This window comes from Vibrio sp. B1REV9, assembly GCF_905175395.2.
Taxonomy (GTDB): domain Bacteria; phylum Pseudomonadota; class Gammaproteobacteria; order Enterobacterales; family Vibrionaceae; genus Vibrio; species Vibrio alfacsensis.
In genome coordinates this window covers 611,489-637,367 of record NZ_HG992745.1, presented here as the reverse complement: position 1 = coordinate 637,367, position 25,879 = coordinate 611,489, and the positions used below count along the sequence as shown (strand labels likewise).

Sequence of the window (25,879 nt, the reverse complement as noted above, 5' to 3'; positions counted from 1 at the left end):
AGTAAAAAGCAAGGCTTATGCCGCTGCTTCTTGTTTTTGATCGCGGATAGCTGCGATAGTACGCGCCAGCTTAGCAGCAGAAGCTTCTTTCATGCACATCATTAGGCGTGCGATTGCTTCGTCGTAAGTTGGTAGTGTTGCTAGTACTTCAGCGTCAGTTAGAGCGCCTTCAAATGCAGCAGCTTTGATCTCGAAGTTTTTATTCTCTTTAGCGAAGTCTTTGAAAAGACGCGCTGCAGCACCTGGGTGCTCGTTAGAGAATGCGATCAGAGTAGGACCAGTGAATGTCTCTGTTAGACATTCGTAGTCTGTACCTTGAACCGCACGACGTGCTAGTGTGTTACGCACGACTTTCATGTAAACGCCAGCTTCACGAGCTTGTTTACGTAGAGAAGTCATTGCGCCAACTTCAACGCCACGAGAATCAGCTACAACTGCAGAAAGTGCACCACTGGCAGCTTCGTTGACTTCAGCAACAATTGCTTTTTTGTCTTGAAGGTTTAAAGCCATCTTGGATTTACTCCTGGTTGTCGTTACACCACTCACTATCATCACGACAGTGAGAGCTATTTAGGTGCATTCCCAGAAGAAAGTTAACTATATACATAGAGCTTTCTGTCAGTTCGGGCACCATCTACGTAGGATGATTAAGACTATTATAAAAATAGACACCTACGGTCTTGGACGGAGACTGGGTCTTAATTTACTTCAAACTAGTGAATAGTTTGAAGAACCAAAGTTCAGCCCCAACCACAATATTAGGCGCAAAATTATACACAAATTTTGCGCCTAAGCAAATAAATTATGCTTGAGTGTTCAGGCTAGCCTGATCAACAGCAACACCAGCACCCATAGTAGTAGAGATGCTTACTTTCTTCAGGAAAGTACCTTTCGCTGAAGATGGCTTAGCTTTCTTAAGAGCAACTAGAAGTGCTTCTAGGTTCTCTTTGATCTGCTCAGCAGAGAAAGTTGCTTTACCGATAGTAGTGTGGATGATGCCGTTTTTGTCGTTACGGTAACGAACCTGACCAGCTTTAGCGTTCTTAACCGCTTCAGCAACGTTAGGAGTTACAGTACCAACTTTAGGGTTTGGCATTAGACCGCGAGGACCTAGGATAGTACCTAGTTGACCTACAACGCGCATTGCATCTGGAGAAGCAACAACTACGTCAAAGTTCATTTCGCCTTTTTTCACTAGCTCAGCTAGATCTTCCATACCAACGATGTCTGCGCCAGCTTCTTTAGCTGCTTCAGCGTTTGCACCTTGAGTGAACACTGCAACGCGGATGTCGCGGCCAGTACCGTGAGGTAGTACAGTTGCACCACGTACGTTCTGGTCAGATTTACGAGCATCGATGCCTAGGTTAACAGCAACGTCAACAGACTCTACGAATTTAGCAGTTGCTAGTTCTTGAAGAAGTGCAACAGCTTCGTTGATTTCGTACTCTTTAGTAACGTCAACTTTTTCGCGGATTACGCGCATGCGCTTAGTTAGTTTAGCCATCTTATTAACCCTCTACCACTAGGCCCATTGAACGAGCAGTACCAGCGATAGAACGCTTCATCGCTTCGATGTCAGCACCAGTCATATCAGCAGCTTTAGTTTCTGCGATTTCTTGGATTTGAGCTTCTGTCACAGTACCCACTTTTTCAGTGTTTGGACGACCTGAACCAGACTTGATACCAGCAGCTTTCAGAAGAAGAGTCGCAGCAGGTGGAGTCTTAGTGATGAACGTGAAAGAACGGTCATTGTATACAGTGATAACAACTGGAGTAGGTAGACCTTTCTCTAGAGATTCTGTTTTTGCGTTAAACGCTTTACAGAATTCCATGATGTTAACACCGTGTTGACCTAGTGCAGGACCAACTGGTGGACTTGGGTTCGCCATACCAGCTGCAACTTGTAGCTTGATGTAAGCTTCAACTTTCTTAGCCATGATAATTCCTAAGTTTGGGTACAAACGCTAATCACCGATCAGCTCCCCGTTTATGTAAAAAACTTTTTACTTCAAGAGAAGTAAAAAGGCGCGAAATTATAGTCATAATTCGCGCCTTAGACAACCCTTAAAAAGGTGTTTTTTTAATCAAGCTTTTCAACTTGACCAAAATCAAGCTCAACTGGTGTTGCACGACCAAAGATCGACACAGACACTTTCAGGCGGCTCTTCTCGTAATCCACTTCTTCAACAGTACCATTGAAGTCAGCAAATGGACCTTCATTAACACGTACCACTTCACCCGCTTCGTACATAGTACGTGGACGAGGTGCTTCGCTTGCTTTCTCAAGACGATTAAGAATAGCGTCAGCTTCTTTATCTGTGATAGGTGCTGGACGATCTGAGGTACCACCAATGAAGCCCATGACACGCGGCACACTGCGTACTAAGTGCCATGATTCATCGTTCATAATCATCTGAACAAGGACGTAACCAGGGAAGAACTTACGTTCAGATTTACGACGCTGACCAGCGCGCATTTCCACTACTTCTTCAGTAGGAACAAGTACTTCACCGAATAGCTCTTCCATGCTGTGCATTTTGATATGCTCGCGAAGAGACTGAGCTACACGACCTTCAAATCCAGAGAAGGCTTGAACCACATACCAGCGTTTTTTTTGAGCTTCACTCATGAATTAAAACCCTCTATACCCCAGTTGCTAGAGCTACTAGACGCACCATGATGCCGTCAATACCCCATAGCACTAGAGCCATTACAATACTTACAGCTAAAACGATCAGTGTTGTTTGCATGGTTTCTTGGCGAGTCGGCCAAACAACCTTACGAACTTCCATACGAGATTCTTTTGCAAAACTGATCGCTGCTTTACCTTTAGTCGTTGTTGCTGCAACGCCAAGAGCAGCTGCAATTAGAACAACAACGCCTGCAGCGCGAACAACTACAGACATTTCACCATACAGGTAATTACCCACAACAGCGGCCGCTGCTAATACGAAAGCGGCAATCCACTTAAACGTATCTGCTGCGTTCGAGCTATCAGGAGTTTCAGCATTATTTGCTTTCATAAAACCAACCTGTCACAAGTCTTAATATAGACGACAACAACCCCGCTGTTGCAGGGCAAACTCCATATCGCTGAAAAAATCAGCGTTACTCTCTTAAGATTAAGCGTCTCTGCCTAATCTTGCTCTGCGCTCAACCCAATTCTGAACAAGAAAACAGCTAAAATAATGTTGAGTGCAGAAAAAGGGCATCAAATGATGCCCTTTTTGCTACTGGTTCGTCAAATCTAATTGAAGATTTTCAGAAGACATTCGGCAATTCGTTAAGAATTAAGCGAAGATCTTAGCAACAACACCAGCACCTACTGTACGGCCACCTTCACGGATAGCGAAACGTAGGCCTTCATCCATTGCGATTGGAGCGATTAGCTCAACAGTCATTTGGATGTTGTCGCCTGGCATTACCATTTCTACGCCTTCTGGTAGAGAGATGTCACCAGTTACGTCAGTTGTACGGAAGTAGAACTGTGGACGGTAGCCTTTGAAGAATGGAGTGTGACGACCACCTTCATCTTTAGAAAGTACGTATACTTCTGACTCGAACTTAGTGTGCGGAGTGATTGAACCAGGCTTAGCTAGTACTTGACCACGTTCAACGTCATCACGCTTAGTACCACGTAGAAGTGCACCAACGTTCTCACCAGCACGACCTTCGTCTAGAAGCTTACGGAACATCTCAACACCAGTACATGTAGTTGTAGTCGTGTCTTTGATACCAACGATAGCAACTTCGTCACCTACGTTTAGGATACCGCGCTCGATACGACCAGTAACTACTGTACCACGACCTTGGATTGAGAATACGTCTTCGATAGGCATTAGGAATGGCATATCTACTGCACGCTCTGGCTCAGGGATGTATGTATCTAGTGCTTCAGCTAGTTCAATGATTTTCGCTTCCCACTGCTCTTCGCCGTTTAGTGCGCCTAGTGCAGAACCTTGGATAACTGGTAGGTCATCACCTGGGAAATCGTACTCAGATAGAAGTTCACGAACTTCCATTTCTACTAGTTCTAGTAGCTCTTCATCGTCAACCATGTCACATTTGTTCATGAATACGATGATGTAAGGGATACCAACCTGACGGCCTAGTAGGATGTGCTCACGAGTTTGTGGCATTGGGCCATCTGTTGCAGCAACAACTAGGATACCACCGTCCATCTGTGCAGCACCAGTGATCATGTTTTTAACATAATCCGCGTGTCCTGGACAGTCTACGTGTGCGTAGTGGCGAGTTGGAGTGTCGTACTCTACGTGAGAAGTAGAGATTGTGATACCGCGCTCACGCTCTTCTGGAGCGTTATCGATAGATGCGAAGTCACGAGCAGCACCGCCGTATACTTTTGCAAGTGTAGTACAGATAGCTGCAGTTAGAGTTGTTTTACCGTGGTCAACGTGGCCGATAGTACCAACGTTTACGTGCGGTTTTACACGTTCAAATTTTTCTTTAGACATGAGTTGTCCCTCTAGGTACGGATTTAGGTGGCCCGAATTGACCACGCAACCAAAAAAGATAATTGGTAAATCTTATATCAAAAGGAAATAAACTTGAGAGCTGGTGCTGATAGGCAGACTCGAACTGCCGACCTCATCCTTACCAAGGATGCGCTCTACCACCTGAGCTATATCAGCACTCAAATTTGATTGGAGCGGGCAGCGGGAATCGAACCCGCATCATCAGCTTGGAAGGCTGAGGTAATAGCCATTATACGATGCCCGCACACGTAACTCTGAGAGCTATTTCCTTAAGAATATGGTGGAGGGGGACGGATTCGAACCATCGAAGGCAGTGCCGGCAGATTTACAGTCTGCTCCCTTTGGCCACTCGGGAACCCCTCCAAATTTTTCGCCATTTTCACTACAAATTGCTTAGAGCAAGGAGAAAATGGTGCCGACTACCGGAATCGAACTGGTGACCTACTGATTACAAGTCAGTTGCTCTACCTACTGAGCTAAGTCGGCATAAGTGGTGCGCATTCTATTGAATGATTTTCCTGCTTGCAATAGTAAATTTAAAAAAAATCGCAAAAATCCATTTTTTCTTGTCGCTTGCTGCAAAATCATACAAACCTCGCTTTTTACGACAAACTTTCCTGCTTTCTCATTTGCTTTACTCGATGCTTGATGTATGTTTTTGCTCTCTGTAAAAGCAAGGATAAACGAGATCCATGAGTCCATTTTTGTCATTCGATCGTGCCGCATGGGCTGAACTTCGTAATTCGGTTCCGATGACACTCTCTGCAGACGACCTTATCGCCCTGCAGGGCATTAATGAAAACCTCACGATGGAGGAAGCTGTAGAAATCTATTTACCGCTGTCTCGTTTGCTCAACTTGTATGTACAAGCGCGTCAAAGCCGCAATTGTGTGTTACAGCAATTTCTAAATACAGAAGAGCATGCCCCCCCTTTCGTGATTGGTATCGCAGGAAGTGTCGCCGTTGGTAAAAGTACAACCGCGCGCATTCTCGAGGCTCTACTCTCTCGCTGGGAGAATCATCCTAAAGTCGCACTTGTGACCACAGATGGTTTTTTGTATCCAAAAAAAGTTCTAGAGCAAAAAGGGATCATGCATCGAAAAGGGTTTCCGGAATCCTATGACATCAAACGCTTAGTAGAATTTGTCTCTGATGTAAAAGCAGGTAAGCCAAACCTCACGGTACCGCTATACTCACATATTACTTACGACATCACTGAAGACCTTAAGACTGTCGATAGACCAGATGTATTGATTATTGAGGGCCTAAACGTATTACAGAGCGGTATGGACTACCCGCACGATCCGCATCGTGTGTTTGTTTCTGACTTTCTTGATTTTTCAATTTATGTCGATGCTGACACAGAAACCATTGAGCAATGGTATATCGAACGTTTCTTGAAATTTCGTCAGGGAGCATTCACCAAACCTGGCTCTTATTTCAGTCACTATACGCAACTTTCAACCGATGCAGCAAAAAGCAAAGCCAAAGATATTTGGAAAAGTATTAACGGGCTCAATTTAGATCAGAATATTCTACCTACTCGGGAGCGAGCCCATTTGATATTACACAAAGGTGCTAATCATCTTGTCGATAGAGTCTCATTACGTAAGTAATAGATTCTAGCTTGCGTTACAAAAAACTAGTCGTGCTTTCTTAAGGAAATTTCCCCACCAATAAAGGTCTCCAAACCACTTTCCGTTTCAAGCACGACACCACCTTGCTGATCAATACCTTTTACAACACCATAAATTTCCCTTGGTCCCATGAGTAATTTCACTGACCTGCCAAGGAAATTATCCAAGCGATTCCAGCGCTCAACAAACCCACTCAACCCTGTCATTTCATATTCTTCAAGCGCACTCTTCCAATGCTCTATTAAATGAATGGCGAGTTGAGTACGATCAATCGCTTGCCCATTACTCACTTGATTTAAGCTGGTCCACGGTTGGTCAATGCTTGGTTGTTGGTCCGGCATGCCGATATTGAGCCCCATACCGATAACAAGATGCGCAGCAGCACCTGCTTGACCAGACATCTCTACGAGAATACCTGCGAGTTTTTTGTCTTGGTAGTAAATGTCATTTGGCCATTTCAGTTTTACGCCCTCGAAGCCCATTTTTTCAAGCGCTTCTACCGCAGCAATACCAATCACTAGACTCAACCCCATAGCTGCTGCCATGCCCGCATCTAAACGCCAGTACATTGAAAAATAAAGATTCGTACCGAAAGGCGAAACCCATTGACGTCCACGTCGGCCTCGACCTTGTGCTTGATATTCCGCGAGACAAACTCGTCCTTTGTCTGATTCACTAACTCTCTCCAATAGATACTGGTTTGTCGAATTAATAACAGAAATCAGTTCAACTTGAGTATTCGCACTGGCTGTTAGTCTCTCTTCATCAAGAAGCTGCATAGGCTGCGCTAATTGATAGCCACGACCTTGAATTCGATAAATATCCACTCCCCAATCATTCAGCCCTTTTATGTGCTTAGCGATTGCCGCGCGAGAGATGCCTAATTCGTTCCCGAGCGCTTCTCCTGAGTGGAAGCCGCCATCACTTAATGATCTAAGAATATGCAATTTTGCTGAGTGTTCTTTTCTCATCTCCCTGCCTCTATTTCAGCCAGGTTGGTTTCCTTTTTGCTGCCCATAAAACGCACTTCATGTTCAAGCTCAATTTGATACTTATCCCACACCGCTCTCTTAACTAAAGATGCCAACGCAACAACATCATCTGCACTACAGTTATTAACATTCGTTAAAACGAGCGCTTGCAATGGGTTTACTTGCGCACCATTCACGGAAACACCTTTCAAACCACATTGATCGATTAGCCATCCTGCTGCAACTTTCATCCCTCCTACGGCAGGGTAAGCCACCATACTGCTATGTTGCGAAATGAGTTGATCATAATGATCTTGCGTGATCACTGGGTTTTTGAAAAAGCTACCGGCATTTCCGACTTTGGCTGGATCGGGCAGTTTTTCCATTCGAACCTGACATACCCGCTCAAAGATAGAGCGTGGACTAAGCTCATTTTCTGGAATACTCTGCAGAGGACCATATTGATTAATCGCTTGCCATTGCTTAGGTAACTTCAACCCAAGAGCGGTAATAAAACACTTCTCATACAGCGCATGCTTAAAAATTGAATCTCGATAGCCAAACTCGCAATCTGCTGAGCTCATTCGTTTAGTTTCAAATGTTGTGAGATCCAATACATCGACATAGTCACAGATATTTTGTAACTCTAGACCATAGGCACCAATATTCTGGATGGGAGCGGACCCAGCACAACCCGGAATCAACGCAAGATTCTCAACACCACCAATCCCTTGTCTTACACACCATTCCACTAACGCAGGCCAATCTTCACCTCCATCAACATGAAGCAAATAATGACTCTCTGTTTCAGTGACAGTTTTACCCAAAAGGCGGTTGATGATAACAACGCCCTCATAATGTTGGGTAAAGAGCATATTGCTGCCCTTGCCCAAGAATAGTTTTGGTAAGCCTTTAAAAGTTGTATCGTTGAATAGCTGTATAACATCGTCAATTGATTCAACAACAGCAAGGTAAGCACAAGTCTGTTCGATACCGAACGTGTGAAAAGCCTTAAGGCTCGCGTGTTTCTTAATTTCCATAGTGGATTTGCAACACCTGATGAGATTCTCTTAAACTACATGCATTCTACATTAGTTATCTTTTAGCCGCAGTGACATTACAAAGCTCATTAATCATAGAAGTGTTAAATCCTATTAAGCTCCCTCTTGTAAAAAGACTCTATAAAGCCCACTACCCAGCAGGCAGAGCTAAACGCGATGAGTTAATCATCACCGCCAATATCGAGACGAACATCATTGCTCTACTCCGAATGAAAACGGTTGAGCAGTCTCGTCTATTAACGGGTATGTTAGTCATACCAGAATATCGAGGACACGGCGTCGGCCATGCACTTCTGCGCCATTGTGAAAACTTTGTATTTACAGATGGAGACTACTGCTTTGCATTTGCACACTTGGAAAACTACTACTCTCAATTTAGCTTCCAAAGCATTGCATGTGACAATTTGCCAAACTCATTAAAAATGGCCTTTTTGCGCTACTCCGAGAGCGGCAAAGATCTCATTCCGATGCAATTCATTGCTCCAAAGCCCCCAATACACGAGGATTTGTAGCCAGATAAATCATATCTTTGATAAAATGTCAGGTTCGCAATATTGCACTTAATTAAGGTACTCACACCGATATGATAGTAAGTAGGAATCCATTCGAGCAGTTGCCGAGTCTTGCTGTAAATCCCGAAGACTTCGAAGTTCTGCATTCAGCAGACACTTTCAGAACTCGTCTTCTTGATGCGATCAGCAAAGCAACGTCACGAATTTACCTAGTCGCACTATATCTGGAAGATGATGAAGCTGGGCGTGAAGTTCTAACTGCTCTTTACGAAGCAAAACAGCGTAACCCTGGGTTAGACATCAATATCTGTGTAGATTGGCACCGAGCTCAGCGTGGTTTGATTGGAGCAGAGTCATCCGAGGGGAACTCCGCGCTGTATAAAGCATTTGCCCAAAAATACCAACACTCTATCCCTGTGTACGGAATCCCTGTACGAGGTCGAGAGGTTTTTGGCGTTCTTCACCTAAAAGGTTTTATCGTTGATGACACCGTCATTTACAGCGGAGCCAGTCTAAATAACGTATACCTGCAATACCATGATCGCTATCGCTTTGACCGTTATCATGTAATTCAGCACCAAACGCTTGCCGACTCTATGGTCAATTTTATTCAAGATGAAATGATTGCCCACCCAGCAGTAAATGATCTGGCGGACAAAGACAAACCCGAAACTAAAGAAATTAAAGTTGCGATTCGTCAATTTCGCTCTTCTCTTGCTTCTGCCAATTACCAGTTTGAGCCAGAAGATGCAGGTGAGGATAAAATCAACATCACACCTCTCGTTGGTCTAGGAAAACGTAGAAACATTCTAAACCAAAAAATTGTTAACCTACTTGCTGCCGCCCAAAACGAGATTTTCATCTGTACGCCTTACTTTAACTTCCCAAAAGCGATCAATCGTGAAGTAAAAAGAGCAATGAAAAGAGGCGTAAAAGTGACAATCGTTGTCGGTGATAAAACGGCTAATGATTTCTATATATCCCCTGAAGATGAGTTTAAAACTATCGGGGGCTTGCCATACTTGTATGAGCTTAACTTAAGACGCTTTGCCAAAGCCAATGAAGCCAATATTGCTGCGCGTAGGCTTTCGATTCATTTATGGAAGCACGATAATAACAGTTTCCATCTAAAAGGAATTTGGGTTGATAAGCGTTACATGTTGCTCACAGGCAACAACCTAAACCCTCGAGCATGGTCGCTAGACTTAGAAAACGGTCTACTAGTACAAGACCATTACGCAAAGCTTACTGATAAATTTGACCTAGAAGTAGAGAACATTCTCAAGCACACGCAGTTAGTTTGTACCTATAAGCAACTAGAAAAAGTAGAGAACTATCCCATCGAAGTTCAGAAGTTAGTTCGTAAAATCACCCGAATCAAAGCGGATGGCGTTCTAAAACGCATTCTATAACCTCTATGTAGCCCTTTCACTTAAAGCCTAACCACCGCGTTGGGCTTTTTTCTACCCATAAGAAAATGGCACAATGTTACGCTCCGTAACGAACCAGAAGAGGCTGTTTTAGCATTAAGAAAGATAATGTATAGCTTGTCGCTCTCGCACGATTTAGGTATGTAGAGGAGACGAGAATTCTGTCGATGAGTCGTGGATAGAGATATTGAAATGCAAAAAAGCCCCAGCATTTCTGCTGAGGCTTTGAAGATGGCAGGGGTGGAGAGATTCGAACTCCCAACACGCGGATTTGGAATCCGCTGCTCTGCCAATTGGAGCTACACCCCTAAATATTCTACATATTGTAGATTCGACAAAACCTTGCTTATAGCAAGGTTGTCTGAATAAATGGCGGAGCGGACGGGACTCGAACCCGCGACCCCCGGCGTGACAGGCCGGTATTCTAACCAACTGAACTACCGCTCCGCACTGGTTAGACACTTAAGTCTAAATTTAAAGCCTGGCGATGTCCTACTCTCACATGGGGAAACCCCACACTACCATCGGCGCTATTTCGTTTCACTTCTGAGTTCGGAATGGAAATCAGGTGGGTCCAAAATGCTATGGTCGCCAAGCAAATTCTTTAATTCGGAAAGCTGTTTCTGTGTTCTCTACACAATCAAGTCTGTTCTTGCTTTGAGTCCATCAAAACCCTTTGGGTGTTGTATGGTTAAGCCTCACGGGCAATTAGTATCAGTTAGCTCAATGCCTCACAGCACTTACACACCTGACCTATCAACGTCGTAGTCTCCGACAACCCTTTAGGATACTTAAAGTATCAGGGAGAACTCATCTCAAGGCTCGCTTCCCGCTTAGATGCTTTCAGCGGTTATCGATTCCGAACTTAGCTACCGGGCAATGCGTCTGGCGACACAACCCGAACACCAGAGGTTCGTCCACTCCGGTCCTCTCGTACTAGGAGCAGCCCCTTTCAATTCTCCAACGCCCACGGCAGATAGGGACCGAACTGTCTCACGACGTTCTAAACCCAGCTCGCGTACCACTTTAAATGGCGAACAGCCATACCCTTGGGACCGACTTCAGCCCCAGGATGTGATGAGCCGACATCGAGGTGCCAAACACCGCCGTCGATATGAACTCTTGGGCGGTATCAGCCTGTTATCCCCGGAGTACCTTTTATCCGTTGAGCGATGGCCCTTCCATTCAGAACCACCGGATCACTATGACCTGCTTTCGCACCTGCTCGAATTGTCATTCTCGCAGTCAAGCGGGCTTATGCCATTGCACTAACCTCACGATGTCCAACCGTGATTAGCCCACCTTCGTGCTCCTCCGTTACTCTTTGGGAGGAGACCGCCCCAGTCAAACTACCCACCAGGCACTGTCCGCAACCCCGATAAGGGGTCAACGTTAGAACATCAACACTACAAGGGTGGTATTTCAAGGACGGCTCCACAGATACTAGCGTACCTGCTTCAAAGCCTCCCACCTATCCTACACATGTAGGGTCAATGTTCAGTGCCAAGCTGTAGTAAAGGTTCACGGGGTCTTTCCGTCTAGCCGCGGGTACACTGCATCTTCACAGCGATTTCAATTTCACTGAGTCTCGGGTGGAGACAGCGTGGCCATCATTACGCCATTCGTGCAGGTCGGAACTTACCCGACAAGGAATTTCGCTACCTTAGGACCGTTATAGTTACGGCCGCCGTTTACCGGGGCTTCGATCAAGAGCTTCGACCGAAGTCTAACCCCATCAATTAACCTTCCGGCACCGGGCAGGCGTCACACCGTATACGTCATCTTACGATTTTGCACAGTGCTGTGTTTTTAATAAACAGTTGCAGCCACCTGGTATCTGCGACTCTCGTCAGCTCCATCCGCAAGGGACTTCACCATCAAGAGCGTACCTTCTCCCGAAGTTACGGTACCATTTTGCCTAGTTCCTTCACCCGAGTTCTCTCAAGCGCCTTGGTATTCTCTACCCGACCACCTGTGTCGGTTTGGGGTACGATTCCTTACAATCTGAAGCTTAGAGGCTTTTCCTGGAAGCATGGCATCAATGACTTCACTACCGTAGTAGCTCGACGTCGTGTCTCAGCCTTAGAAAGAGCCGGATTTACCTAACTCTTAAGCCTACGCACTTGAACCTGGACAACCGTCGCCAGGCCCACCTAGCCTTCTCCGTCCCCCCATCGCAATTGTAAGAAGTACGGGAATATTAACCCGTTTCCCATCGACTACGCCTTTCGGCCTCGCCTTAGGGGTCGACTTACCCTGCCCCGATTAACGTTGGACAGGAACCCTTGGTCTTCCGGCGAGGAGGTTTTTCACCCCCTTTATCGTTACTCATGTCAGCATTCGCACTTCTGATACCTCCAGCATGCTTTACAACACACCTTCAACGGCTTACAGAACGCTCCCCTACCCAATGAAGTAAACTTCATTGCCGCAGCTTCGGTTTATTACTTAGCCCCGTTACATCTTCCGCGCAGGCCGACTCGACCAGTGAGCTATTACGCTTTCTTTAAATGATGGCTGCTTCTAAGCCAACATCCTGGCTGTCTGAGCCTTCCCACATCGTTTCCCACTTAGTAATAATTTGGGACCTTAGCTGGCGGTCTGGGTTGTTTCCCTCTCCACGACGGACGTTAGCACCCGCCGTGTGTCTCCCGGATAGTACTTACTGGTATTCGGAGTTTGCAAAGGGTTGGTAAGTCGGGATGACCCCCTAGCCTTAACAGTGCTCTACCCCCAGTAGTATTCGTCCGAGGCGCTACCTAAATAGCTTTCGGGGAGAACCAGCTATCTCCAGGTTTGATTGGCCTTTCACCCCTAGCCACAAGTCATCCGCTAATTTTTCAACATTAGTCGGTTCGGTCCTCCAATTGATGTTACTCAATCTTCAACCTGCCCATGGCTAGATCACCTGGTTTCGGGTCTATATCCAGAGACTGAACGCCCAGTTAAGACTCGGTTTCCCTACGGCTCCCCTAGATGGTTAACCTTGCCACTGAATATAAGTCGCTGACCCATTATACAAAAGGTACGCAGTCACAGGACGCAATGCCTGCTCCTACTGCTTGTACGTACACGGTTTCAGGTTCTATTTCACTCCCCTCACAGGGGTTCTTTTCGCCTTTCCCTCACGGTACTGGTTCACTATCGGTCAGTCAGTAGTATTTAGCCTTGGAGGATGGTCCCCCCATATTCAGACAGGATATCACGTGTCCCGCCCTACTCGATTTCACTGAATGTGCGTTGTCGACTACGGGGCTATCACCCTGTATCGCCGGACTTTCCAGACCGTTCGTCTAACGCATATAAAGCTTAAGGGCTAGTCCAATTTCGCTCGCCGCTACTTTCGGAATCTCGGTTGATTTCTTTTCCTCGGGGTACTTAGATGTTTCAGTTCCCCCGGTTCGCCTCATTAACCTATGAATTCAGTTAATGATACTAGCTTATGCTAGTGGGTTTCCCCATTCAGAAATCCCAGACTCAAATGGTTGTTACTACCTAATCTGGGCTTATCGCAAGTTACTACGTCTTTCATCGCCTCTGACTGCCAAGGCATCCACCGTGTACGCTTAGTCACTTAACCATACAACCCCAAAGAGTTTCAGAAGAAATCTTGAGTTTGTTGTTTAAACAACCAAAGTTGCTATCTCATTATTTGAATGAGCGAGATAGCTATCGATTTTGCCGGACTCAAATATGTTTTGCTTTCGCAAAACCCAAGAACACTTGAATGTGTTTTTGTGTATTCATCGAAATGAATACTTTGAGAACTTTACAAACAAACGCTTATCTATTTAAGACAAGATTTGTTTTGTCAGCTTTCCAAATTGTTAAAGAGCAATAATAGCTCGAAGCTTTCGCTTCAAAACCATCAATCTGTGTGGACACTCATCGAGACTCATTTGTCTTCACTTTAAAAAGTGAAAGCAAACTATCCGTATCGTATAAGGAGGTGATCCAGCGCCAGGTTCCCCTAGCGCTACCTTGTTACGACTTCACCCCAGTCATGAACCACAAAGTGGTAAGCGTCCTCCCCGAAAGGTTAAACTACCTACTTCTTTTGCAGCCCACTCCCATGGTGTGACGGGCGGTGTGTACAAGGCCCGGGAACGTATTCACCGTGGCATTCTGATCCACGATTACTAGCGATTCCGACTTCATGGAGTCGAGTTGCAGACTCCAATCCGGACTACGACGCACTTTTTGGGATTCGCTCACTTTCGCAAGTTGGCTGCCCTCTGTATGCGCCATTGTAGCACGTGTGTAGCCCTACTCGTAAGGGCCATGATGACTTGACGTCGTCCCCACCTTCCTCCGGTTTATCACCGGCAGTCTCCCTGGAGTTCCCGACATTACTCGCTGGCAAACAAGGATAAGGGTTGCGCTCGTTGCGGGACTTAACCCAACATTTCACAACACGAGCTGACGACAGCCATGCAGCACCTGTCTCAGAGTTCCCGAAGGCACACCTGTATCTCTACTGGCTTCTCTGGATGTCAAGAGTAGGTAAGGTTCTTCGCGTTGCATCGAATTAAACCACATGCTCCACCGCTTGTGCGGGCCCCCGTCAATTCATTTGAGTTTTAATCTTGCGACCGTACTCCCCAGGCGGTCTACTTAACGCGTTAGCTCCGAAAGCCACGGCTCAAGGCCACAACCTCCAAGTAGACATCGTTTACGGCGTGGACTACCAGGGTATCTAATCCTGTTTGCTCCCCACGCTTTCGCATCTGAGTGTCAGTATCTGTCCAGGGGGCCGCCTTCGCCACCGGTATTCCTTCAGATCTCTACGCATTTCACCGCTACACCTGAAATTCTACCCCCCTCTACAGTACTCTAGTCTGCCAGTTTCAAATGCAATTCCGAGGTTGAGCCCCGGGCTTTCACATCTGACTTAACAAACCACCTGCATGCGCTTTACGCCCAGTAATTCCGATTAACGCTCGCACCCTCCGTATTACCGCGGCTGCTGGCACGGAGTTAGCCGGTGCTTCTTCTGTAGGTAACGTCAAATCCATACGCTATTAACGCATGAACCTTCCTCCCTACTGAAAGTGCTTTACAACCCGAAGGCCTTCTTCACACACGCGGCATGGCTGCATCAGGCTTGCGCCCATTGTGCAATATTCCCCACTGCTGCCTCCCGTAGGAGTCTGGACCGTGTCTCAGTTCCAGTGTGGCTGATCATCCTCTCAGACCAGCTAGGGATCGTCGCCTTGGTGAGCCCTTACCTCACCAACTAGCTAATCCCACCTAGGCATATCCTGACGCGAGAGGCCCGAAGGTCCCCCTCTTTGGCCCGTAGGCATCATGCGGTATTAGCCATCGTTTCCAATGGTTATCCCCCACATCAGGGCAATTTCCTAGGCATTACTCACCCGTCCGCCGCTCGCCGCCCAACAAATCCTCCGAAGATTCAATGTTGTCGCTGCCGCTCGACTTGCATGTGTTAGGCCTGCCGCCAGCGTTCAATCTGAGCCATGATCAAACTCTTCAATTTAAGATTTTGTTCGGCTCAATGAATACTGACTTCAAAACTGCTCTTACTCGAAAGTAAGAAGTAATTTTAAAGCTATTATCGTTCCAACAGAACGATAATGAATTGACTGTGCCAAGTCTTTCGACTCGTTTGGTCACTCAGTTCATTGAAACCTAATTTGATACCGCTTTCCGTTAAGAAAAGAAATATCTAATTGGATTATCATCAACGAGTGCCCACACAGATTGATAGGTTCTTATTTTTAAAGAGCTTTCTAACTAACTCGCCGCTTCAGCGCCTCGTCGTTAGGGATGCGTACTTTACGCTTTCCAGTTTGAGAGTCAAGTGTTTTTTTCAAACTTCTTTTTCTCTAACCCCAACTCGCTGTGTGACTTTCGTCTCACTCCGTGTCGGTGGATGCGCAGTATAGGGAACTGAGAAATTAGCGCAAGCCTTATTTAAAAAAAAACCGTTCAAGCGGTCACTTATCCATCAAATGCCATATATCTGCATATTTCTTCGTCACATTTGAGACACATCACAGCAATTGGTTGGAAAAACACCAACCATATACGTAAGATTCATGTGTCTATTTTGTTAATAGGCAGACTATTTTCTTATTCTCTATATGTAGTATTCAAATGATGTCTAAAAAAAATCTTATCTTATGTGCTGGTTTAGCTGTCATTGGGGGAGTCATATTCTCTCAAATAGCTATTTCTCCCGCCTTGAGCTTCATTATCGGTGTTATCGCGACCGCTTTTCTCTTTTCACTTTCAAGCAAAGCACCTGTTATTCAATCTACGGTTTCTGAACCGTCAACAAAAACGCTCTATGTTGGAAATCTGCCATATAAAGCAAATGAGAGTCACGTTCGTGATCTCTTTGCTGAATATGGGCAAGTCTACGCAGTGCGATTAATGAAAGATAAACGAACAGGAAAAAGGAGAGGATTCGGTTTTGTCGTCATGGCGGCTACAGATGCAGAACCAGCCATCACCGAACTCAATGAAAAGGAATACATGGACCGAACACTAAAAGTTCGCATTGCTAATGACCCTAAACATCCGGATGGCGGTAAACTTGAACAGGATTAAATCCTAACCTAGCCAAACAAGTATTCAGTGCATCTTCTTGCCAAGGAGGTGCACTGGCATAAATCTTCTTACTCCCTTCCTCTTTACTCTCTTCCATCATATCACTGACTAGTAATGCTTTCACTCGACGAGCAATGGCTTCGCCAGAATCAACTAATGTTACTTCGCCACCAAGAGCCTGATGAATCTCTTCTTTTATTAAAGGAAAATGCGTACACCCCAATACAGCCACATCGACTTTATTACGCAGTGGTAGAAGAATGCTTTCGAGCTCTGGAATAGAAATGCTTTCGCCACGCAACTTTTCTTCGGCCATATCAACTAAGCGAGTGGAGCCTAATAGCTCGACAGGTTTGCCTTGAGCAAAGTCACGGATCAGTTCATGGGTATATTGACGAGTCACGGTCGCAGGCGTAGCAATGAGTCCTACACCTTGAGAAGCGAGTAACGAGGCAGGCTTGATCGCAGGCACCACACCAACAACCGGAATGGATAGCTTCGCGCGCAGTGACGGTAGCACTATGGTACTTGCGGTATTGCAGGCGATGACGACGATGTCGGCTTGATGCTCTTCGATCAACGCCGCAACTAGCTTATTAACGCGAGTGATCAGCACATCTTGGTCAAGTTCGCCATATGGGTAAGCTTCGTTATCGAACAGATACAAGTAATCCATGTGTGGTAGAAGTCGGTGGATTTCTTGGAAGACCGATAGCCCTCCGACACCGGAGTCAAACACTAGAACTTTTTTCTTACTTGATGCTCGCACGAGTCTTACCTGCAAATTAGAGACTCGGCGATCATACTGGTTAGATTTGTTTTGGCAATGCTTTGGCTTGGTATCTTTGATGGCTGAATCGCTCCCCTATTTCCACTTCAAGCTTAGTCAACTCTATATGTCCTTGAAATGATGGGGTTGATGTCACCAACGTATGGAATTCGCCATCTTCTCCGCAGGGATCAATATGACCGGGTAATGACTCAATCAGCGCTTTGTCATACCAGCGTCCACACCACTCCGGCGGCAACACGTTTCCATCGGTGGTAATCAACATAGTTTGAATACCACGTTCGACAATTTCAAATGCTAATGTTCTGCTTTCTTCCCCCAGTAATGGGAATACGCATTCCCAACCAGCAGGCTCAATATAGCTGCGTCGATAATCAGCAATTCCATTGCAAAACATATCGCCAAACGCGACGGCTTCTACATTCAGCCCACTACTTTGTAGTGCATTCACGATAGTCGATTGATAAATGTCGTTACTCGGGAAGACTTCAGGCAGTTCAATAGGAATGAGCGGAAGACCAAGTAAGTCCGCCTGCATTTGCACAACCTCAAGCGGCGTTGCTTGAAAAGGGACTTCTTTATCAACATAAGTGGTGTACAAGCCAACCACCTGATAATGCGGATCTTCGTTTAGACGCTCCAACGTTAATGTAGAGTCTTTTCCGCTTGACCAGCTGATCACAACACGTTTTGGTTTAGTCATCGTCTTTCCTTGTTACCTATTTCCACCAGCGCTTTACTTACAAAAAGAAAGACCGCCGACGTGGCGGTCTCGTTTGGCTTGATTAAAAGCGGTAGTCTGCTGAGACAAAGTACTGACGCCCAGGGGTCGCGTAACCTGAATACATCTCGTAGTCTTTATCGAAAGCGTTACTTAGCTTCGCATTAATATCCCAGCTTTGGTTTACTGCGTACGAAGCGGTGAAATTCCATAGGCTGTAGCTCGGTAGTCTGGTACTGCCATTAAAGCGTTCACCTTGGTACAGGTATTGCGAGCCCAACGTCCATTGGTCAAACGTTGCGTAGGCGTTCCATTTAGCACCACGCTTAGAGCGGTAAGCGAGTTGAGTATCTTCTGCGCCAGATTTATCAACGGGATCTTTGTAGTCTAAATAGAACTCATGAGAAACAATATCTGTATCTAGCTTCACCTCAAGTTCTACCCCTTTGATTTCTGCTTCACCGACATTTTGCATGCCTGCACCTTCCCAGATCAGCATGTTTTCAATTTGGTTGTAGTAACCCGTTACCGTCCAATCAACAATCGATACAGCACCCGATAGCGACAACTCGGTATTTTCTGATTCTTCCGGTTTTAGGTTTGGCATTTCGTAGCCTGGGTAATACAAATCAACAAAGCTCGGCGCTCGGAAAGCGGAACCATGACTCAGCGTTAATTCGTAACCTTCGTAAAACGCCCAACCCGCAGCAGTTTGCCACGTGGTGTTGTTACCAAACTGGTTATTGTCATCATTACGTACACTTGCTTCTAACGTCCATACGTCATAAGCGTATTGAGCAATGGCGCTTATACCAAAGTTGGTTCTTGGGTTCTTTTCTGGATCGTAACTCTGGGAAGGTCCCCAATCACTTGGTGCAATGTAGCCCTTAGCGAGCTTTTCTGTGCGGTAGTCCAAGCCACCACCAACGCTCAACTCTTCGTTTACGCTGTACGAGTTCAACCAAATCGCATTGAACTGTTGAATGGCAACGTGATCGCCGGTTGATTTGCTTTGACCTGATTTATGGTCATAGTTGTCTTGTTGGCCGTAAGCCAATTTCAATTCAGATGAGTAAACGTCTTTGTTGTACTCCAACGATAGATCGGCGCCGACATACTCTACTTCACCGGTTTTCTTTTCATGCTTATCGACTGTTCCCCATGTAGGGTTACCATAGTTACTATTATCGTAATCGTACTCATTGTTGTAAGCACTCACCCCAACGTAACCAGATAAGTTGTCAGAAAAGTTTTGTTGGTAGCCTAGTTTTAGGTTGAGCGTTTCAAAGCCGTGCTCATCGCCATCATTCACCCCCGGCAACGGTTTCACATTGAAACCATCGGTTTTCTCGTAGCCTAGAACGCCTTTAAAGTGTTTTCCTTCACCGACCGGTTTAGAGATAACAAACGCCCCTTTCTTATGATTGTCCGAACCATAACCAGCAGACACATGACTGGCATCACTATCAATGTTCGCTCGAGTAATAATGTTGATTACGCCAGAAATCGCTTCTGAGCCATATATAGAAGCACGCGCACCACGAATGTAGTCGATACGCTCTATAGAGTTGATCGGAAACTGATTAAAATCGACGCCGCCCATAATAGCTCGAGGCATACGAACCCCATCGACTAAAACAAGAACTTGGGATGAACTACCACCTCGCACATAAATAGAGGCGGATTGACCACGTCCACCGTACTGGGCAACTTCAACACTCGGTAGTGTACGGAACACATCAAACAGACTGTTTGCTTGCAGGCGTTCAATATCTTCTTTTGTAACCGTAACGGTTTGTGCGAGAACCGCACCATCAATTTGCTGGAATCGGTTTGCGGTAACCACAACAGTTTCATCTGAGGAAACTTCTTGAGCGTGTAAATAAAAGGTAGGTGAAAGCAGCGATGCACATGTGATCGCAAGAAAGGTTTTTCTCATTATGTTATCCTAAATCGCGTAGTTCCTACCGAGCCCTACTGATAAGTAGTCCAATGCTATGACTCGGGTGCTGGCAGGTATTCGGACTTAAGAGCAAGGCTTACACCACCTAATTACTCGACTTCCCACATAAACTAATGCAGTGTCTGATGAGCGTTCGTTCTCTTTTACCGCTGCGCGTCAGTTCTGGATTTTCACCAAATTCCCATTTCAGCCATCTAGATTGCTAGATAGCACCAGCTCGGGCAAATACTATTAAGCTATTGATTATTTGTCCAGCCAAGAATCCCTATCAAATGACTTATACTCTCGTTCATTTCTCGATCTACCGACGCAAAGCACACTATCTTTAAATCAATTGAAGTACAAAACTGGACATACTGTTGAGATTGAATAAAATCTGCGCTCTCAAATTGAATGCACCATAAAAGGTAAGATCATGGCTACTCTTGATGTAAACCCACAACGCTACCAAGAACAACTGGCTGAAAAAGTCGAACGTTTGACAGATATGTTCGCGCCATACAACGTGCCAGAACTTGAAGTGTTTGAATCCCCAGAGCAGCACTACCGTATGCGTGCTGAGTTCCGCGTTTGGCATGAGGGTGAAGATCTTTACTACATCATGTTCGACCAAGAAACTCGTGAAAAATACCGCGTTGACCAATTCCCTGCGGCAAGTCGTCTGATCAACGATTTAATGCCACTATTGGTTGAAGCAATGAAAGACAACGAATCGCTACGCCGCAAGTTGTTCCAAGTGGATTTCCTATCGACGTTGAGTGGTGAAGTTCTGGTTTCTTTGCTTTACCACCGTCAGCTTGATGAGGAATGGATTGAAAATGCAAAAGCACTGAAGCAACGTCTAAATGATGAGGGCTTCAACCTAAACATCATCGGCCGTGCACGTAAAATGAAAATCGTACTCGACCGCGACTACGTGATCGAGAAGCTAGACGTGAATGGTCAAAGCTATGTTTACCAACAAGTTGAAAACAGCTTCACGCAGCCAAACGGCAAAGTAGCAGAGAAAATGCTGGAATGGGCAGTTGACTGTACGCAAGAAAGCACGGGGGATCTGCTAGAGCTTTACTGTGGTAACGGTAACTTCTCTTTGGCATTGGCACAAAACTTTGATCGTGTTCTAGCCACTGAGCTAGCCAAGCCATCTGTGGTTTCTGCGCAGTACAACATCGCCGCGAACGAGATTGATAACGTACAAATCCTACGTCTATCAGCGGAAGAGTTTACCCAAGCGATCGAAGGCAAACGTGAATTCCGTCGCCTACAGGATGCGGGTGTAGATTTGAAGAGCTACAACTGCAACACCATCTTTGTGGATCCACCACGCTCGGGGATGGACGTCGATACTTGTAAGATGGTGCAAGGTTACGAGCGCATCATGTACATCTCTTGCAATCCAGAAACACTGAAAGAGAACTTGGACATTCTATGCGAAACCCACAACGTGACACGCTTTGCGTTGTTTGACCAATTCCCTTATACACATCACATGGAAGCTGGCGTGTACTAGAGCGTAAAGCGTAAACCACCAGCGTAAGACATAAAAAAGCGAGCTCTGTAGCTCGCTTTTTTGTTGGATTCATTTGGCTTATTCAGCGGTGGTCTTCTTATCCATAAAGCCTAGCTTTTTACCAATCCATGCCATTAGAATCATTGAAACTAAAATAGCAAAGAAGTTAGAGCCTGCTTCTGGATATTGCGCTTTAATAAACGCAGAGTGTCCAAATGCACCTACGAAGAAACACGCTAGACCGACTAGTGGGATGTCTTCAGATACTGGGTTGTTAAGATATTCTTGGTACAATGATTGTACTGCAAGTACGAGGGCAATCAGAGGGAAGATTGAGAAAGATACTTCACTCATGGTTAACCATGACAACAAAGCATCACCACACATACCTGCAACCAGTGCCAAAATCAGCGTTTTCTTTTCAGATTTATTTCCATTCGACATTATTCTATCCCGCCTTTTAATCGGTTACGTTCACGTTCTTTGCGATACCAATAGGCCCCTTTGGCTATCATTCGCAATTGCATGATCAATCGCTCGGCGAGTTCATCGCGCTCACGTCGATCTAAATCTAAAGCTTCCGCACCAGAGCTAAACACCAAAGTCACCGACGCTTCTGCTTGAGTAAACGCCTCTTCTTTAGTCATGCCAGTGCTCATTAAGTATTCGGTTAATTCTGCCGCAAAATGCTGGATTTCTCGAGCCACAGCAGTACGAAATTCAGAAGAAGTACCAGAGCGCTCACGCAGCAATAAACGGAAAACATTAGGACTACTTTCGATGAATTCCATAAAGGTTTCAACTGAAGTTCGAATTACGCTGCCTTCTTTGACAATACGCTGACGGGCTTGACGCATCAATTGACGTAACAATAGCCCTCCCTCATCAACCATGGTTAAGCCTAGCTCATCCATGTCTTTGAAGTGGCGATAAAAAGAAGTCGGCGCAATTCCTGCCTCTCTAGCCACTTCTCGCAAGCTAAGATTAGAAAAGCTGCGGTCCGCACTGAGTTGATTAAATGCCGCATCGATCAATGATCGACGTGTTTTTTCTTTTTGCTGTGCGCGGATTCCCATCGACTTCATTCTTTAACTGACTCTTTTCTATTGGGTACGAGAGCATCAATATAACGCATATCGCCCCCACGTATAAAGCAACGTTATCTTCAGATAGGCGGCGAGCACGTTACTATTGGAATAGCTTGTACTGCAATCTTCTCGATTCAAATAGTAGACATGCAGCATACCAAATAGTTCTTTTGTCTCATTCTGCGTGATCACTTCCACTCTCTAGCAGGCCTATTATATTCCGAACAGAGGAAATGAGTTAAAATACCGCTACAGCAATGTTAAGTAAATATAACAAGGAAGACATCATGGCGCATGCTAATCACTATGACGTGATCGTAATTGGTAGTGGTCCCGGAGGAGAGGGGGCCGCAATGGGTTTAACCAAAGCCGGTCTGAATGTTGCCATCGTAGAAAAGGAAAGCAGCGTTGGAGGCGGATGTACGCACTGGGGAACCATACCATCTAAAGCATTGCGTCACGCGGTTAGCCGTATCATTGAATTCAATAGCAACCCGCTATTCTGTCGTAATAACACCAGCCTTCATGCAACATTTTCTGACATTTTAGGCCATGCGAAATCAGTAATTGATAAACAAACTCGACTTCGCCAGGGCTTTTATGATCGTAACTCCTGCACACTGTTGTTTGGTACTGCACGCTTTATCGATAACTACTCCATTGCAGTAATGCAAAGTGACGGTACGGAGGAAGTGTACTCTGCGGATAAATTTGTTATCGCCACAGGCTCTCGCCCATACCAACCAAACGACGTCGACTTCTTGCATGAACGTATCTACGACAGTGACTCTATCTTGAGCCTGAAACACGACCCTCGCCATATCATCATTTACGGTGCTGGGGTTATCGGTTGTGAATACGCTTCTATCTTCCGTGGTTTAGGCGTTAAGACTGATCTAATAAACACCCGCGACCGCCTACTCTCTTTCCTCGATAACGAAGTCTCAGATGCATTGTCTTACCACTTCTGGAACAGTGGAGTGGTGATTCGTAACGATGAAACGTTCGAAAAAATCGAGGGGACCGAAGATGGCGTCATCGTGCATCTTCAATCTGGCAAGAAGATGAAAGCAGACTGCCTACTTTATGCTAATGGTCGAACCGGTAACACTGACAAACTCAACCTACCTGCCGTTGGTTTAGAAAGCGACTCTCGCGGGCAACTTAAAGTGGATGGTAACTACCGCACTGAAGTCGAACACATTTATGCAGTTGGGGATGTGATTGGCTATCCTAGCCTAGCAAGCGCCGCTTATGACCAAGGTCGTTTCGTGGCACAAGCCATCACTAAAGGACAAGCTGACGGTAACCTGATTGATGATATCCCGACGGGCATCTACACCATTCCAGAAATCAGCTCAGTGGGTAAAACCGAGCAAGAGCTCACTGCGGCGAAAGTGCCTTATGAAGTAGGACGCTCTTCGTTCAAGCATCTAGCTCGTGCGCAGATTGCAGGTAAAGACATCGGCAGCTTGAAAATCCTCTTCCATCGCGAAACCAAAGAGATTCTTGGTATTCACTGCTTTGGTGAGCGCGCTGCGGAAATCATCCACATCGGTCAGGCCATCATGGAGCAAAAAGGCGAAGCCAATACGATTGAATACTTCGTCAATACCACCTTTAACTATCCGACGATGGCAGAAGCGTATCGCGTAGCGGCACTGAACGGTTTGAACCGATTATTCTAATTCAATTGGGTTGCCATGATCCAAAAGCGAAAACAGCAGGTTTCGACCTGCTGTTTTTTTATGTGTAACTAGGCAAGAAAGCTTCCCTTGCGCCATTGATAGAAGAAGATAGCGCCAAGTCCAATCCCTCGCATTGCCATGAAACTGGTCATCGCAAACCATAGTGCATGGTTTTGCCAGCCAGAGAACAAAAAGAAAATCGCAAAGAAACAGCAAGTCGCCACAAACATACTGTTCCGCATGTCTTTACCTTTGGTGGCACCAACAAAAATGCCATCAAACAGGAAGCACCACATTGATGCCAATGGCATGACCACCAGCCATGGTAAATATACCGAAGCTTGCTGCTGCACTGCATCAATCGAAGTGATCATGGCGATCAAGTGCGATCCCGCCAAACCAAATGCCGCTGTCAAACCTAAACAGATGATCAAACTCCAGAAGAAAGTCCCCATTAACGATGCGCTGAGCTGAGCTCGGTCTTTGGCTCCAATGGCTTTCCCTACCATAGCTTCCATGGCGTAAGCAAAGCCATCCATACCGTAGGAAATCATCATCAAAAAGCTCATCAATACTGCATTGGCCGCAACCACATCATCTCCAAAGCTCGCACCTTGGAAAGTCATAAAGCTGAACGTGGCTTGCAAACAAAGCGAACGTAAAAAAATATCACGGTTGAGTTTTACAAACCGCCCGATCCCATGCTGGGTATCTGCCAGTAAACTTTTCGGTAATGGTAGTTGACGTGCTTGCCACGTTTTCCACACACACAGCAAGCCAAACGCCATGCCTGAGTAATCAGCTATCACAGACGCAAATGCCGCACCCTCGACTTTCCAGTCCAAACCAATCACAAACAGTAAATCGAGCGCGATGTTGGTCACGTTAGTGATGATCACCATCCACATTGGGGCTTTGGAGTTTTGTGTTCCAAGCAACCATCCTAACAACACAAAGTTCATCAGTGCCGCGGGGGCACTCCATACACGGATGGAGAAATATTGCATGCCGTAGTGCTTCACTTCTGTACTGGCATCACTCCACCCAAAGATCAGATCCGCGATTGGGTTGTGGGCAATGAGAAAGACTAACGCGAATAGCAAGGCCATAAGTGAGCCTTGCATAAACACCAAAGCGAGTTGTTTTCGGTCTTCACCGCCATAGGACTGCGCCGCCAATCCTGTAGTCGACATACGTAAGAAGCCAAGCAACCAAAAAGTTACGCTGATCATGGTACTACCCAGCGCGACACCACCGAGATACCAAGCGTGTTCAAGGTGACCGATCACCGCAGCGTCAACCAAGCCTAATAGCGGGACAGTAATATTCGACAGCACCATAGGGATAGCAAGCGCTAATACTTGGCGATGCACTTGAGGATTCGATAAAGGAGAGAAGATTGAGTTTGTCACAAGCACCTCGTTATTTAGATCCGCGAG

At 45.8% G+C, this 25,879-nt stretch carries 21 protein-coding genes, 6 tRNA genes, 3 rRNA genes and 1 riboswitch; of the genes, 6 read left to right on the top strand and 24 right to left on the bottom strand.

Annotated elements, in window-relative coordinates:
- Positions 1–15: 15 nt before the first annotated feature.
- The 11 genes from rplJ to KHN78_RS08430 all read right to left on the bottom strand — a co-directional run bounded on the left by rplJ (position 16) and on the right by KHN78_RS08430 (position 5,198).
- Positions 16–510, bottom strand: a complete 495-nt coding sequence (rplJ, locus tag KHN78_RS08480) for a 50S ribosomal protein L10 (protein WP_128809896.1) — start codon at positions 508–510, stop codon at positions 16–18.
- Between the two features lie 292 nt (positions 511–802).
- Positions 803–1,504 (bottom strand): 50S ribosomal protein L1, encoded by a 702-nt coding sequence (rplA, locus tag KHN78_RS08475; protein ID WP_128809895.1) that lies wholly within the window; start codon positions 1,502–1,504, stop codon positions 803–805.
- Between the two features lie 4 nt (positions 1,505–1,508).
- On the bottom strand, positions 1,509–1,937 hold the full coding sequence (rplK, locus tag KHN78_RS08470; protein WP_128809894.1) for a 50S ribosomal protein L11: 429 nt from the start codon (positions 1,935–1,937) through the stop codon (positions 1,509–1,511).
- A 143-nt stretch (positions 1,938–2,080) separates the two neighbouring features.
- Positions 2,081–2,629, bottom strand: a complete 549-nt coding sequence (gene nusG, locus KHN78_RS08465) for a transcription termination/antitermination protein NusG (RefSeq protein WP_128809893.1) — start codon at positions 2,627–2,629, stop codon at positions 2,081–2,083.
- Between the two features lie 13 nt (positions 2,630–2,642).
- Positions 2,643–3,023, bottom strand: a complete 381-nt coding sequence (secE, locus tag KHN78_RS08460) for a preprotein translocase subunit SecE (RefSeq protein ID WP_005440549.1) — start codon at positions 3,021–3,023, stop codon at positions 2,643–2,645.
- Between the two features lie 267 nt (positions 3,024–3,290).
- Positions 3,291–4,475: an elongation factor Tu gene (gene tuf / locus KHN78_RS08455; protein ID WP_211915774.1), complete on the bottom strand. Its 1,185-nt coding sequence runs from the start codon at positions 4,473–4,475 to the stop codon at positions 3,291–3,293.
- Between the two features lie 101 nt (positions 4,476–4,576).
- A tRNA-Thr gene (locus KHN78_RS08450) sits at positions 4,577–4,652 on the bottom strand.
- 13 nt (positions 4,653–4,665) lie between these two features.
- A tRNA-Gly gene (locus tag KHN78_RS08445) sits at positions 4,666–4,740 on the bottom strand.
- Between the two features lie 34 nt (positions 4,741–4,774).
- Positions 4,775–4,859: transfer RNA gene (locus KHN78_RS08440), tRNA-Tyr, on the bottom strand.
- A 47-nt stretch (positions 4,860–4,906) separates the two neighbouring features.
- Positions 4,907–4,982, bottom strand: a tRNA-Thr gene (locus KHN78_RS08435).
- Positions 4,965–5,198, bottom strand: coding sequence for a hypothetical protein (locus KHN78_RS08430; RefSeq protein ID WP_211915773.1), 234 nt, complete (start codon positions 5,196–5,198; stop codon positions 4,965–4,967). The genes KHN78_RS08435 and KHN78_RS08430 overlap by 18 nt, the downstream gene beginning before the upstream one ends.
- Here KHN78_RS08430 and coaA point away from each other — a divergent pair.
- Positions 5,189–6,112 (top strand): type I pantothenate kinase, encoded by a 924-nt coding sequence (gene coaA / locus KHN78_RS08425; protein ID WP_211915772.1) that lies wholly within the window; start codon positions 5,189–5,191, stop codon positions 6,110–6,112. The genes KHN78_RS08430 and coaA overlap by 10 nt on opposite strands.
- Positions 6,113–6,138: 26 nt before the next feature.
- Here the strand turns inward: coaA and birA are convergent, their stop codons facing one another.
- Entirely contained in the window at positions 6,139–7,104 is a 966-nt protein-coding gene (birA, locus tag KHN78_RS08420; RefSeq protein ID WP_211915771.1) for a bifunctional biotin--[acetyl-CoA-carboxylase] ligase/biotin operon repressor BirA, read from the bottom strand.
- Entirely contained in the window at positions 7,101–8,144 is a 1,044-nt protein-coding gene (gene murB, locus KHN78_RS08415; RefSeq protein ID WP_211915770.1) for a UDP-N-acetylmuramate dehydrogenase, read from the bottom strand. The genes birA and murB overlap by 4 nt, the downstream gene beginning before the upstream one ends.
- A 101-nt stretch (positions 8,145–8,245) precedes the next feature.
- Here murB and KHN78_RS08410 point away from each other — a divergent pair, with 101 nt between their 5' ends.
- Positions 8,246–8,677, top strand: coding sequence for a GNAT family N-acetyltransferase (locus KHN78_RS08410; RefSeq protein ID WP_211916526.1), 432 nt, complete (start codon positions 8,246–8,248; stop codon positions 8,675–8,677).
- Between the two features lie 71 nt (positions 8,678–8,748).
- Entirely contained in the window at positions 8,749–10,089 is a 1,341-nt protein-coding gene (pssA, locus tag KHN78_RS08405; protein ID WP_211915769.1) for a CDP-diacylglycerol--serine O-phosphatidyltransferase, read from the top strand.
- A 250-nt stretch (positions 10,090–10,339) separates the two neighbouring features.
- Here pssA and KHN78_RS08400 read toward each other — a convergent pair.
- From KHN78_RS08400 to KHN78_RS08380, 5 genes are all read right to left on the bottom strand, one after another.
- Positions 10,340–10,416, bottom strand: a tRNA-Trp gene (locus tag KHN78_RS08400).
- 61 nt (positions 10,417–10,477) lie between these two features.
- A tRNA-Asp gene (locus tag KHN78_RS08395) sits at positions 10,478–10,554 on the bottom strand.
- A 32-nt stretch (positions 10,555–10,586) separates the two neighbouring features.
- Positions 10,587–10,703 (bottom strand): 5S ribosomal RNA (gene rrf / locus KHN78_RS08390).
- Positions 10,704–10,794: 91 nt separating this feature from the next.
- Positions 10,795–13,687 (bottom strand): 23S ribosomal RNA (locus KHN78_RS08385).
- A 362-nt stretch (positions 13,688–14,049) separates the two neighbouring features.
- Positions 14,050–15,604 (bottom strand): 16S ribosomal RNA (locus KHN78_RS08380).
- The 16S, 23S and 5S rRNA genes sit together here with 2 tRNA genes alongside, the layout of an rRNA operon.
- Positions 15,605–16,224: 620 nt before the next feature.
- Here KHN78_RS08380 and KHN78_RS08375 point away from each other — a divergent pair.
- Entirely contained in the window at positions 16,225–16,680 is a 456-nt protein-coding gene (locus KHN78_RS08375) for an RNA recognition motif domain-containing protein (protein WP_211915768.1), read from the top strand.
- Here the strand turns inward: KHN78_RS08375 and murI are convergent.
- The 3 genes from murI to KHN78_RS08360 form a co-directional block, all read right to left on the bottom strand.
- The gene (gene murI, locus KHN78_RS08370) at positions 16,643–17,449 is read right to left on the bottom strand and encodes a glutamate racemase (protein WP_211915767.1); all 807 of its coding nucleotides are present in this window, start codon (positions 17,447–17,449) and stop codon (positions 16,643–16,645) included. The two genes, KHN78_RS08375 and murI, sit on opposite strands and share 38 nt — an antisense overlap.
- Positions 17,450–17,489: 40 nt before the next feature.
- Positions 17,490–18,173, bottom strand: coding sequence for an adenine nucleotide alpha hydrolase (locus KHN78_RS08365; protein ID WP_211915766.1), 684 nt, complete (start codon positions 18,171–18,173; stop codon positions 17,490–17,492).
- An 82-nt stretch (positions 18,174–18,255) separates the two neighbouring features.
- Entirely contained in the window at positions 18,256–20,130 is a 1,875-nt protein-coding gene (locus KHN78_RS08360) for a TonB-dependent receptor domain-containing protein (RefSeq protein WP_211915765.1), read from the bottom strand.
- A 54-nt stretch (positions 20,131–20,184) separates the two neighbouring features.
- Positions 20,185–20,386, bottom strand: a riboswitch (cobalamin riboswitch).
- A 183-nt stretch (positions 20,387–20,569) separates the two neighbouring features.
- Between KHN78_RS08360 and trmA the strand changes: the two genes are divergently transcribed.
- On the top strand, positions 20,570–21,664 hold the full coding sequence (trmA, locus tag KHN78_RS08355; RefSeq protein ID WP_211915764.1) for a tRNA (uridine(54)-C5)-methyltransferase TrmA: 1,095 nt from the start codon (positions 20,570–20,572) through the stop codon (positions 21,662–21,664).
- 78 nt (positions 21,665–21,742) lie between these two features.
- On the opposite strand, the gene KHN78_RS08350 is transcribed toward trmA, so the two are convergent.
- A complete protein-coding gene (locus KHN78_RS08350) occupies positions 21,743–22,108 on the bottom strand; it encodes a YijD family membrane protein (protein WP_128809884.1) in 366 nt (121 codons plus the stop codon).
- A complete protein-coding gene (fabR, locus tag KHN78_RS08345) occupies positions 22,108–22,749 on the bottom strand; it encodes an HTH-type transcriptional repressor FabR (protein ID WP_005430912.1) in 642 nt (213 codons plus the stop codon). Before fabR ends, KHN78_RS08350 begins: the two co-directional genes overlap by 1 nt.
- 260 nt (positions 22,750–23,009) lie before the next feature.
- Between fabR and sthA the strand changes: the two genes are divergently transcribed.
- On the top strand, positions 23,010–24,440 hold the full coding sequence (gene sthA, locus KHN78_RS08340; protein WP_080765438.1) for a Si-specific NAD(P)(+) transhydrogenase: 1,431 nt from the start codon (positions 23,010–23,012) through the stop codon (positions 24,438–24,440).
- A 68-nt stretch (positions 24,441–24,508) separates the two neighbouring features.
- Here the strand turns inward: sthA and dinF are convergent, their stop codons facing one another.
- A complete protein-coding gene (dinF, locus tag KHN78_RS08335) occupies positions 24,509–25,852 on the bottom strand; it encodes an MATE family efflux transporter DinF (protein WP_211915763.1) in 1,344 nt (447 codons plus the stop codon).
- Positions 25,853–25,879: the final 27 nt, after the last annotated feature.